16 protein-coding genes are annotated in these 9101 nt (G+C 57.2%); 2 read left to right on the top strand and 14 right to left on the bottom strand.

The window, feature by feature from the left end; translation table 11 throughout:
- Positions 1-56: 56 nt before the first annotated feature.
- From EKA13_RS03790 to EKA13_RS03765, 6 genes are all read right to left on the bottom strand, one after another.
- The gene (locus EKA13_RS03790; protein WP_223218649.1) at positions 57-464 is read right to left on the bottom strand and encodes a hypothetical protein; all 408 of its coding nucleotides are present in this window, start codon (positions 462-464) and stop codon (positions 57-59) included.
- Between the two features lie 94 nt (positions 465-558).
- Positions 559-960, bottom strand: coding sequence for a hypothetical protein (locus EKA13_RS03785; protein ID WP_010792744.1), 402 nt, complete (start codon positions 958-960; stop codon positions 559-561).
- A 15-nt stretch (positions 961-975) separates the two neighbouring features.
- A complete protein-coding gene (locus tag EKA13_RS03780) occupies positions 976-1266 on the bottom strand; it encodes a hypothetical protein (protein WP_019484842.1) in 291 nt (96 codons plus the stop codon).
- Between the two features lie 65 nt (positions 1267-1331).
- Positions 1332-1571 (bottom strand): hypothetical protein, encoded by a 240-nt coding sequence (locus tag EKA13_RS03775; protein ID WP_010792746.1) that lies wholly within the window; start codon positions 1569-1571, stop codon positions 1332-1334.
- The gene (locus EKA13_RS03770; RefSeq protein WP_010794418.1) at positions 1568-2164 is read right to left on the bottom strand and encodes a hypothetical protein; all 597 of its coding nucleotides are present in this window, start codon (positions 2162-2164) and stop codon (positions 1568-1570) included. Before EKA13_RS03770 ends, EKA13_RS03775 begins: the two co-directional genes overlap by 4 nt.
- A 78-nt stretch (positions 2165-2242) precedes the next feature.
- Complete coding sequence (locus EKA13_RS03765) at positions 2243-2476, bottom strand: hypothetical protein (protein ID WP_065285182.1); 234 nt, start codon at positions 2474-2476, stop codon at positions 2243-2245.
- Here EKA13_RS03765 and EKA13_RS03760 point away from each other — a divergent pair.
- Positions 2475-2678, top strand: a complete 204-nt coding sequence (locus EKA13_RS03760) for a hypothetical protein (RefSeq protein WP_125862911.1) — start codon at positions 2475-2477, stop codon at positions 2676-2678. The two genes, EKA13_RS03765 and EKA13_RS03760, sit on opposite strands and share 2 nt — an antisense overlap.
- A 5-nt stretch (positions 2679-2683) precedes the next feature.
- On the opposite strand, the gene EKA13_RS03755 is transcribed toward EKA13_RS03760, so the two are convergent.
- The 3 genes from EKA13_RS03755 to EKA13_RS03745 are packed head-to-tail and all read right to left on the bottom strand — an operon-like array spanning position 2684 to position 3892.
- Positions 2684-3034: a hypothetical protein gene (locus EKA13_RS03755; RefSeq protein ID WP_010794421.1), complete on the bottom strand. Its 351-nt coding sequence runs from the start codon at positions 3032-3034 to the stop codon at positions 2684-2686.
- 5 nt (positions 3035-3039) lie between these two features.
- The gene (locus EKA13_RS03750) at positions 3040-3231 is read right to left on the bottom strand and encodes a hypothetical protein (protein WP_010792751.1); all 192 of its coding nucleotides are present in this window, start codon (positions 3229-3231) and stop codon (positions 3040-3042) included.
- A 19-nt stretch (positions 3232-3250) separates the two neighbouring features.
- A complete protein-coding gene (locus EKA13_RS03745; protein WP_065285161.1) occupies positions 3251-3892 on the bottom strand; it encodes an HD domain-containing protein in 642 nt (213 codons plus the stop codon).
- 197 nt (positions 3893-4089) lie between these two features.
- Here EKA13_RS03745 and EKA13_RS03740 point away from each other — a divergent pair, with 197 nt between their 5' ends.
- Positions 4090-4488 (top strand): hypothetical protein, encoded by a 399-nt coding sequence (locus tag EKA13_RS03740; protein ID WP_021018458.1) that lies wholly within the window; start codon positions 4090-4092, stop codon positions 4486-4488.
- A gap of 50 nt (positions 4489-4538) precedes the next feature.
- Here EKA13_RS03740 and EKA13_RS03735 read toward each other — a convergent pair whose 3' ends face one another.
- The 5 genes from EKA13_RS03735 to EKA13_RS03710 all read right to left on the bottom strand — a co-directional run bounded on the left by EKA13_RS03735 (position 4539) and on the right by EKA13_RS03710 (position 9078).
- The gene (locus tag EKA13_RS03735; protein ID WP_019484834.1) at positions 4539-5894 is read right to left on the bottom strand and encodes an ATP-dependent DNA ligase; all 1356 of its coding nucleotides are present in this window, start codon (positions 5892-5894) and stop codon (positions 4539-4541) included.
- A gap of 130 nt (positions 5895-6024) precedes the next feature.
- Entirely contained in the window at positions 6025-6993 is a 969-nt protein-coding gene (locus EKA13_RS03730; RefSeq protein ID WP_021018460.1) for a class I SAM-dependent methyltransferase, read from the bottom strand.
- Positions 6994-7153: 160 nt separating this feature from the next.
- Complete coding sequence (locus tag EKA13_RS03725; RefSeq protein WP_010792755.1) at positions 7154-7867, bottom strand: hypothetical protein; 714 nt, start codon at positions 7865-7867, stop codon at positions 7154-7156.
- A 67-nt stretch (positions 7868-7934) separates the two neighbouring features.
- Complete coding sequence (locus EKA13_RS03720; protein WP_010792756.1) at positions 7935-8375, bottom strand: DUF6283 family protein; 441 nt, start codon at positions 8373-8375, stop codon at positions 7935-7937.
- A gap of 274 nt (positions 8376-8649) precedes the next feature.
- Entirely contained in the window at positions 8650-9078 is a 429-nt protein-coding gene (locus EKA13_RS03710) for a hypothetical protein (protein ID WP_010792757.1), read from the bottom strand.
- Positions 9079-9101 lie beyond the last annotated feature (23 nt).

The following is a 9101-nucleotide window of genomic DNA, read 5'->3' as shown; positions in this document are numbered from 1 at the left end:
CCATTTGCTGTCATCCTTTCGAGGACGACAGCTTAAACTACCCCGTAGTCACTGTCTCAAAAGGTGGATCCACTATAGTCAGTGAATCCCGCGTCTTCAATCAGGCGAGCGAACGGCGCATGGTTGCGCCAATACGTCAGCATCAGAACATCACCGCGGAACGGCAAAACTGATACCGAACCTATGAAGTCCCAATTCATGGTTTTGATCGTATTGTCCTGATTACGGTAGGCGTCCTCGATCTGGCCTAACACATGGTTTCGGGACCAGCGATTGCGGTCCTCATCGACAAGGCAGTAGTTCTCCGCCAGGTCCCGGCCGAAGGCGAGCTTTCGAGCAATGACGGTAGCCACCGCCTTGCGAGCTTCCTGGATGAAAGCAGGGCGTATCCGTACAAGCTCGGCAAGTGCCTGCTCCAGGGTTGCGCGGCGTTTGATCCGGCCGTGATTGATCTTGGTACTCATGAGGTGACTCCTTCAATCGATGTCCCATGGTGAGGCTGGACGGTGTGTGTCACCAGCCAAGTGGGTGGCCTATATTTCGTGGGCCATCGTCGGCTCAGTTCAGCAGGTGCAGCAGCAGCGAGAACGCCGGCACTCCAAGAACAATCATGAGGATCGTGGTGTACATGGAGGTAAGCCTCCAGATACGGCGGCCGTCCATTGTTGCCAACGCATCACTGCGCTTTCGAAGCCGTGGGGATCGAGCATCCAAGGTGTCGGCTCTCACCATCAGAGCCAGCAGTAGCAAAACCACGTTGTGCATGGCCAACAACACAACACCGAGGATGGGGCTTTGAGCTGCCAGGCCGGCCGAGGCGACGAACGCAAGTAGATGAGGCACGTTGTCGATCAGCTTTGCCAGACCTTTCGCAGGGGTGAATCCGAATCCTCGCTGAGCCGTTCGTTCGGTGCATACCCAACAAGCCAGCGATGCAGACGCCATGAAGATGGTCAGCATGAGCATTTCCTCTTGTCACACCAGTACCAGGACGCGGCCCTGATCGATCGCGAAGTCAACAATCTTGCTCCCTCGGTTACGAAGGGACAGCACACTCCAGGCTTCGGCGTTGGGACGCCCGATGACACGGGCGGGAATGTTCATCGCAATGAACTCCGCGCGTTTGGTTTTGAACGTGGCAAACAGACCAAGATCGCCCTCGCGGCGGATGTTTGAAACAGCAAATTCACGCCGGCCAACAGTGAGGTTCTGGGAATCGCCGATCAGCTCTTCGAGCTGGGATTTGGGCGGAATCGTAGAAATCATTCGAACGTACTCGTATTTGATCAGGTCTATGCTCGGGAGACCGAGCGCGTGCCGGAAGCCGTGAGCTAATCGGCCAGGGCCAGCACGTTGGCTGGCATGGTCTTGAGCAACGACTGCCCACCCTGGTTCTTGCCGTAGTTACAGCGGACAAAGACGCCCTTTGGGGTATCCCAAAAGCGAATGACCTTTGCCTTGTTCCCAGGAATGCTGTCGGCGAAGAAAATCCGGGTTTGCACGGCTAGCCCCCGGCGCAAACGAGCTACATCAAGAGCGGGGAGGTCGAGCGCTGGGTAGAGCGGGATCATTGCTCAGCACCATTTGCGCCGCAGATGAAGTCCTTCCAGGTTGCCCGGGTCAGGCGCTTGAGGTTTGCCGGATGCCCCTCACGGGAGAAAGGGTAACGACGATCCTCTGTCAGGCGATAACGACTGAGGGTAATCGTGTCTTTACTGGTACTGAGACTGGTGCACCACCACACCTGCAGGTCCTGGAATCGAGGCATCATCAGGTCGGTGTCATCGCCGGGCACCAGCAGTGCGACACCCGGTGCAACCCGATTATCTTTCAGGACTTCGGAGGTCGATATCGCAACCAGCGGGGCTTTGAAGGGTTTGAAGTCGAAGGCCTTTTCCCACAGCCGGCAAAACGTTCCCCCTGCCAGGCATGCGGTGAAGTAGTTGTGGTCCGAGAAGGGGCGGAAAACGCCGACCGAAGTGGTCATCTGCAGACGATTCATCGGCTCAACGTCATCCAGATCAAAGGCCATCTTGCCCTTGATCGCGATTTCCATCGCTTCATGGAGAAGTTTGGAGCGCTCCCGATCTCCGACCGATTTGCCTATACCGTTGAAAGCAGCACGCATAAAGCCGAGGCCGGCGCTGACGGGTGTGTTGTTCATGTGACTTCCTCAGTTGAGTGGACTGAGGAAATCTTCAGGGGGCTGACGGTGTGCCAGAACCGGCGCGAGAGAGATTGATCACTGATCCTGCAAGAAATCGATTTGCCGGGTGTTGAGGTCAGTCTTGGGGGTGTTAAGCGGGTGCCCGAGCTGGCGCTTGACCTCAGAGAGCCATGCTTTGTAAGGCCTGTTTGCGCGGTTTCCCCAGGGGTATGCCTCGGTGATAGCCTTGCGCAATGCAGTCATGTCTTTCCGGCCAACGCGGTTGATGACTTCTGCGACTATCGGTGCCGCTCGATCTGCCCAGGACATGCTCACCTCACAATGCCGTTTTGTCCGCTGGGCTTGCCGCGGACAACTGGATACGGATGTCATCTGCAAGGCTGATGAGACGGTTCCCTTCACCCTCAAGTTTCTGGGCTACTGCCTGGACCTGCTCAGCGGTGGCCACCTCATCCCTGCAGAATCCCTCATCCAGAAGCCACTGCTGGACCTTGGCGAACCCCTCTATTGAGAGGCTCATGCTACTTTTCCGCCGGCGGCGATGATCGCCTCCTTGATCGCATCCAGCTTGTCCTTCGGTGCCTGGACCGACAGGAAAGCCGTGTCTTGTTTCTTCTTCCAGCGCTTGAAGTAGGTTTCGAAGGAAACATCGACAGAGCCGTCATTGGACTGCACCCACCCACCCATGATTCGAACCTGGTCCTCTGGCTTGAGGTCTTCGCCGATGGAGAAGGAGTCATCCATGACCTGGCCGTTAACTTCAAGCTCAAGCTCTTCATGCCAGACATCATCTTCACCATTCGGCTTCCAGAACCCGTCGTCGTTGTAGAAGGCCTTGAGTTCCGAGCCAGTCGTTTTGGTCGGCATTGTGGTTACTCCGTTACGGACTGGATCGCGCCCAGTCGCTTTTCAATGGAAATTGCTTGCTGCTGGAGATCCAGGCCCTCGAGGCCGAGCAGTCCGTTCTTCGCTGAGCCGAGCTTGGTCAGGGCCTCAACCAGCTCTGCAGCCTGGGCCTTGGCTTTCTCTAGGGTCGCCCGGTCCTGGGCGTTCAGCTTGCACATAGTTCACCTCTTGAATGAGCTAGTTGGACTGCGGGCCTTCCAGCTCCAACAGTTCAGATTCGATGTTCGACCTTGCAATCGCTTCCCATGCGGCCGAGATTTCAGGGTGGCCGTACAGCGGGTGACAGCTCAGCAGTCCCCGTAGGACGTCTGCACGTCCGGCACGGAAAAGGTCATCCGGTACCCAGGCAAATTCCTGTTGAACTGCCTGTTGGTAGGATTTGTACGCCTGTGGTGGCTGTGCCAGAACCGCCAAATCAATGTCGAGCACCAGGCCGCAATCATCGGCCTGGGAGCCCGTCTGGTGGTTGGTCGCCATGATCATCGCTTCCACAGCTGGGATGTACTCGGGAACGCCGGCAGCTGTGAGCAGGGTGATGGCGTACTGAGCGCTGCAAGCTTCATTGTCCACTCGGTGAGTGTCGTAGATCACGTCGTGAAGCCACAGCGCCAGTTCAACCAGGTGAGGTTTGTCGGCCAGATGACGCCAAGAGTCGAAGTGTTCAAGGCACGCGGCTATGTGTTCAAGGGTGTGGTAGTGCCGTCCGGGCTCGCTGTATTGCATACAGAGGTAGTCGAAGGCACCTGCAGCAGGTGCTGCGCCAAGCGCGCGCCAGAGCCGATGCCAACGATCTTCAAGCTCGGTGTGATTCAAAGGCATTTCCCTGCTACTCCAGGCGTTGTGTTGACATTGACGGATCATAACCTTGGGCATGGTAGGGAGCTTGCCGTACCGCACACCGTGAATTCTCCACGCCATGGCTAGTGACACCAGCCACGAACGAATTTCACAAACCTACTTTGGCGTGAGCCGCGGGAGCGGTGTTGTTACGGTTGCCCAGATTCTGGGAGAAATCGATGAAAACCGAATTCATGGGGGTGAGCTCCCAAGATTGGAGCGATGTCGTCAAGCAGCAGATCCGGCCGTGGGTTCGAGGAGCTGATGACTGTGTAGTGCAGATGTTGCCGAGCAGAACTCAAAACCGAGTTGGCGAGTTGTACCGCCAGGCGGTAGAGCGATATCCGACGTACGAAATGGTGGTGCTCACCTGCTTTTGCGCTGCCATGCGCAGCGAGTTTGGAGATGAAGAAACCGCGAGCCAAGAGGCGATCGAAGCTTTTCAATATGCCCGGGAGAAGTACGGATACCGTAGTCCTCAAGAAGAGGCTGAGGATCAGGCAGGGGATCGAGAGGAGGGCATTTGCTCGCACGGACTTACCTGGCTGACGTGCCCCTGCGGATGCTTTGAGTTTTAAGAGGCCAATAAGATCGGGCCGCCATTAGGCGGCCCCTTTCGTGTCTGAGATTAGGCAGCCAATCCCAAGGCAGCCATGCGGATAGCGTTTTCGAACTGCTCCTCGATCCGCACCAGATCATCCGCAACCGACTTGTCCAAGCGCTCTTCGACGAAGCGGGGGAGGAAGAGGCTGTATGGTTTGCCTGGCTTCTTCGGACGCATGATCTGGTTGGATCGTACAGTGATGATCATCCCGCGCCACGTATCCCGATTGAGATGGATCTCTTCTCGTTTCTTCTTCTTGAAGCCGCTTACTCCTACAACCAGCTGGCCACAGGAGCTCTTGCAGAGCAGTGACCCGAAGGTCTTTGCGTTTGCTCCTTTACCAGGAAGGAAATCAACCACTTCAAGCTCGCAGGGGGCTTCGAGCTTCAGCTTGACCTGATCCTTGCTGGTACCGTCAAACCAGATAGCCTCGGGCTTCTTGATAATCGTGCCTTCCAGTCCGAGTTCAAGCTGCTCCACATAGTGGTCAATGGCCTCCTTAAAGGAGTACACGATGCGCGTCTCGATCATCGAGATCGCCGAGTGGGCGAGCGCCGTTACGAGATCGGTCAGCTGACCGAAGCGGTCCTTGTATGGGGTGTCGCAGCGCCCACCCTTCTTGACCGAGGCCAGCGGGATCTGATCCCACAATTTGATGATCGGCCGGCAGCCAAGGTCGAACTGGCCGCCCTGGACTACCGAGTTCAGCATGCCGTTGCCGACCTCACGGGGGAGAATCTTGCCGTCGCATTCGACGAGCAGCTCACCATGCGCTTGCCCGGTCGGAAGCTGACGAAGCCCGTCGAGCAGTTCTTGGAACGGTGCTCCAGGGAGAAGGGTGCCAGCGCGCGAGGTGAGGCTGACCTCATTGGCTTCGATCGTCACGTTGACGAACATGCCGTCGGCTTTGACCTGCGAGTAGATACCAGCAGCCCAGTTCCACTCCGAAAGATTGGTGTGGTGAGGGAGGCTGCAGCGCATGTAGCTGAACTCAGGAATAAGCCCGGAACAGACTTTGTTGACGCTGGTTTCGCTGAAGCCGGCGCGCGGGTCCTTGGAAAGGATGCGCCAGAGCAATTCAGAGGACTCTGGGTTCAAGGACGTCAATGCCCGAGTAACCGCCTCCTCAGCGCGGTGTCCGGTGAGGCCTCGGGCGGCCAATTGGTCGAGCATCGACCAGGTTTCCTGGCTGAACTCCTCGGCCCCGAACTGGCTAGCCCGGGCCGGGCGGATGCCAAAAGTGATGAATGGGTTGAGCATGTAGATCAGGACGCGCTGGAAGGCTTCGCTGTCGACGTGGGTCTTCAGTAGCGCCAGCTTGTCGTTGGTGCCAGGGGTATTCGCGATCTGCTCGAGGGCATGGTAGACGGTGGTGCTCATCACGGGCTGATTCTCCAGAGTGGTCTGCCTTAATTGTCCGGATGCTTGGGTTTCATTCCAGCGAAGTCCGGGGACTGATGACCATTCTTAAGGCGCAGGGGGTGTGCCAGAAGCGCCCGGAAAAAGCCCTCTACGCTGCATCAAAAAGGGAGAGCTGGGCAAAGGACTGCGGGTTGGCAGAACCTGTGTCTGGCTTCCTGGAGGCTTTCATTCGGGCCGGTGCAGTTGGTGCTGGCGCTACAGCACGATCGGGCACGGTCGCCAGCGTGGGTTCGCTCTGCGCTGGAGCCGGTGGCGGGATTAGTGCAGGAGGCGCGACTACAGCCTTGGACACGGAATTCTGCTCTGCCTCTGCCGGAGCGGCTGGGATTTCGGCAGGGTCTTGGGTGAAGTCGCACAAGACGATCTCGCAGATCGGACTGACGCCGTGCCATTCGTTCTTGTAGGCGGATGTGTCCAGGCCGCAATTATGGTCGAGCACGATACCGGTCTGACTCATGAACTTCTCACACTCCCGCGTAATCTCGACGCTATAGGAGCGTTGGCCCGAGTACCGGAATGGGGCGGATGTCTGCGGGATGATGAACACGCCGTGATCAGCGATCTTGGATGCGGCTTCGATGAGCTTGTACTCAAAACTTGCCCCTGTGTAGCGACCGTCGAACGCCTGGCCAGTCTTCACAGATCCAAAGGGTGGATTCGAAATCGCAGTACTGAAACGCCCCATATCCGGGATTGAAAACACATCGCTAACGATCCACTCCGCTTCTGGGAGCACTCGCTTCCCAACTTCAGCGTACTCAGGGTTAATCTCGACACACACGATACGCTTTGCACGCTCGCGGCAGGCGAAAGCCAGCCTCCCGATGCCTGCGCAAAGGTCAATCAAGGACTCACACTCCGGGACTTCGATGGAGAAATCGTTGGCCAGTCCCTCTGGCGTGAAGAATGCGCCGGCTAGACCATTCATGTTGGTCGCGGACTCATGGAAATGTTCCAAGATGAAATAGCGGTCCTCGAGACGCAGGCTCTTGTCCGAGTAAACCAGGTCGAGCGCCTGCTTGTGACGCTTCGCCGCTTCTTTGGATAACTTAGCCATTTCATCTCCTCATCGGCTCAGACGGTATGTGTCTGATTCGGGTGTGTATTTGATGAGGGAATTTTCTGACCAGGTAGGTCGTGCCACCATCACCCAGCACAAGGTCTCTATTGAGCACGCTAGAAGCTCGGGTGATGGCGGGTGAGGAGTCAGGGCGCGGTCATGTAGCCACTGACAAGCCAGGGTTCTTCCACTGAACGGCCTTGGGGATCAGGACCTGAAACTCGAAGCCAGGATCGACGGAGAATTTGATAGTGTCGCCGCGGTTTGCTGCCACCTGACGGGCGTACTCCAGAGCTCGATCGAACTCCAAAATGGAGAAGTAGGAGGAATCCTTAATGTTGGCGTTCAAGAAGTCTGTGCAATGGAGGGACGTACCGCCGTGGTTGTTTGACAGGCCGAAGGTCATCACCACATACATGGGTTCTCCGACCGGCAAAAACAGTTGGCCATCGATGATGATCCGATCGCGTGCCCACCTCTCCAGATATTCGTCAATCCCGGCCTTTCCCTGATAGGCGCCGATGTAGATTCCCTGTTCCCAATGGCTCAGCGTGACGCTTTCCGTCACCAGAGAGATCTCAGGCTCTGGCATGCGATGGGTCGCGTTCGGGCCTCCTTCCGCTTTGTTGTCCCGCGCGCCGGCGAAGAGCTTGCAGTTCGTCCAGAGGCAGCCCTCGAAAGTGCGGTATTCCACTGGATCGTGCCCCTGGTCGCTGTTGTTTCGGCTGATGATCGCCACCGGGGCTTGCTCCGGCGGGATTTCCCGAATTTCTACGGTGATCAGTCCGTCGTGCTCGCGGACTGTACGAGGCAGGCGGCAGCGAGGGGGCACGATGCTGTGGTTGTAGCTGTAGGTGAAGGTTACGTTCATCGCATGGCTCCTTATGAGATGGAGCCATGATCAGGGCTGGGCTGGTGTGCCAGAAGCCAGGTCCCGGTCAGGAATAGTTGTTCCTGCAGGGCTTCAAAATCGGATCTTCGGGGTCGACGCCGTTGGCGATGGCCATCTCTGCATAGCTGTCGAACAGATCGACTCCGCCGTCCGAAACCTGGTTCATGTCCAGTTCACCATTGATGAGATTTAACCGAACCGAGAGATTGTGATCGGCCCCCCTGAGGAGGAAGCCCGCGCAGGTAGTTGGCTTCTCCTTCCCGGTGGTATGGCAGCCAAAGGTTCGGTCGCTCATGTCATAGGCGGTTGCCGCGGAAAGTCGGAATGCCTCGGCCGGGAAGACTCCGACGGAATCACGCCTCCATGGGCAATCTTTGCAAGGGACCTTGCAGGCATGTTTGCGCCCGCTCTTGATGGTGACCACCTGGTGGTTCCAGTCAGCCCAGCGAGCATCGAGGACTTCTGGTTTGTTGTTCTTGGTAGTCATTGAAGGTACCGGTTCGGACGGCATGCAGTGATCAGGAGGGCAAGCGCGAGCAGTGCCAGGATAGCTGCCACACCTTGAATTTCAGTGGCAAAGGCTACTGGAAGAGTGTGGGCCAGCCAAGTCATGGCCAGCGCTGCGCAGATGAGGGATGCGAAGAGAGCGATTGGTAGAAGCATGGGCGACTCCCTGTTTGAAAGTCGCCAGTCTCAGGGGGCCGGCTGTGTGCCAGAATCCTCCCGGACAAAGGTCATGCAGTCATCTCTGCCTGGCTTTGCTAAGGGAGCTCCCGATCAGCATATTCTTCTTTGATCTTGTTCCTCATGTCCCGGACGTGAGCGTCAACAGTCGCCTGGTCACCTGCCACGTATGCAGCAGAAATGCTGTCTTTCGGGGCAAACACCATGGCGTCGAGGCCGAACTGGTCTGCAGTGATGTCTACGACGTGGATTCCGCCCTGATATTCGACTTCAACCCAGTAGTGGCCGTGCGGAACCCCATCAATAACCAGGCCACCATCCCTCTTACCGTCACCACCTCGAATAATTGGGTCCAGAGCGGCGAATTTTCGTAGCAGGGCCTCACAGAGGATGGCGGCGTAGAGGCAGGTACCGTTCGTACGCCCATGCCCGAGTGAGGAGTGCAGCATCGACTCGTACGTTGCTCTGACGCCTTTGAGGATCTGGTCCGGTTGCAGACTGGTCACCCACTTCTCCTGTAATGCTGTAT

The organism is Pseudomonas defluvii (genome assembly GCF_001695625.1).
In the GTDB taxonomy this organism is placed as follows: Bacteria; Pseudomonadota; Gammaproteobacteria; order Pseudomonadales; family Pseudomonadaceae; genus Aquipseudomonas; species Aquipseudomonas defluvii.
Note: the sequence above shows the minus strand (reverse complement) of the source record. Positions and strands in the feature narration are given on the sequence as shown.

What these genes read in the sequence shown, in the direction of transcription:
- EKA13_RS03750 (WP_010792751.1), bottom strand. Translation starts at nt 3,231, where the DNA reads ATGTGCAAGCTGAACGCCCAGGACCGGGCGACCCTAGAGAAAGCCAAG.
- EKA13_RS03765 (WP_065285182.1), bottom strand. Translation starts at nt 2,476, where the DNA reads ATGTCCTGGGCAGATCGAGCGGCACCGATAGTCGCAGAAGTCATCAAC.
- EKA13_RS03760 (WP_125862911.1), top strand. Translation starts at nt 2,475, where the DNA reads ATGCTCACCTCACAATGCCGTTTTGTCCGCTGGGCTTGCCGCGGACAA.
- EKA13_RS03725 (WP_010792755.1), bottom strand. Translation starts at nt 7,867, where the DNA reads ATGAACGTAACCTTCACCTACAGCTACAACCACAGCATCGTGCCCCCT.
- EKA13_RS03735 (WP_019484834.1), bottom strand. Translation starts at nt 5,894, where the DNA reads ATGAGCACCACCGTCTACCATGCCCTCGAGCAGATCGCGAATACCCCT.
- EKA13_RS03740 (WP_021018458.1), top strand. Translation starts at nt 4,090, where the DNA reads ATGAAAACCGAATTCATGGGGGTGAGCTCCCAAGATTGGAGCGATGTC.
- EKA13_RS03755 (WP_010794421.1), bottom strand. Translation starts at nt 3,034, where the DNA reads ATGCCGACCAAAACGACTGGCTCGGAACTCAAGGCCTTCTACAACGAC.
- EKA13_RS03745 (WP_065285161.1), bottom strand. Translation starts at nt 3,892, where the DNA reads ATGCCTTTGAATCACACCGAGCTTGAAGATCGTTGGCATCGGCTCTGG.
- EKA13_RS03775 (WP_010792746.1), bottom strand. Translation starts at nt 1,571, where the DNA reads ATGATCCCGCTCTACCCAGCGCTCGACCTCCCCGCTCTTGATGTAGCT.
- EKA13_RS03770 (WP_010794418.1), bottom strand. Translation starts at nt 2,164, where the DNA reads ATGAACAACACACCCGTCAGCGCCGGCCTCGGCTTTATGCGTGCTGCT.
- EKA13_RS03780 (WP_019484842.1), bottom strand. Translation starts at nt 1,266, where the DNA reads ATGATTTCTACGATTCCGCCCAAATCCCAGCTCGAAGAGCTGATCGGC.
- EKA13_RS03730 (WP_021018460.1), bottom strand. Translation starts at nt 6,993, where the DNA reads ATGGCTAAGTTATCCAAAGAAGCGGCGAAGCGTCACAAGCAGGCGCTC.
- EKA13_RS03785 (WP_010792744.1), bottom strand. Translation starts at nt 960, where the DNA reads ATGCTGACCATCTTCATGGCGTCTGCATCGCTGGCTTGTTGGGTATGC.
- EKA13_RS03790 (WP_223218649.1), bottom strand. Translation starts at nt 464, where the DNA reads ATGAGTACCAAGATCAATCACGGCCGGATCAAACGCCGCGCAACCCTG.
- EKA13_RS03720 (WP_010792756.1), bottom strand. Translation starts at nt 8,375, where the DNA reads ATGACTACCAAGAACAACAAACCAGAAGTCCTCGATGCTCGCTGGGCT.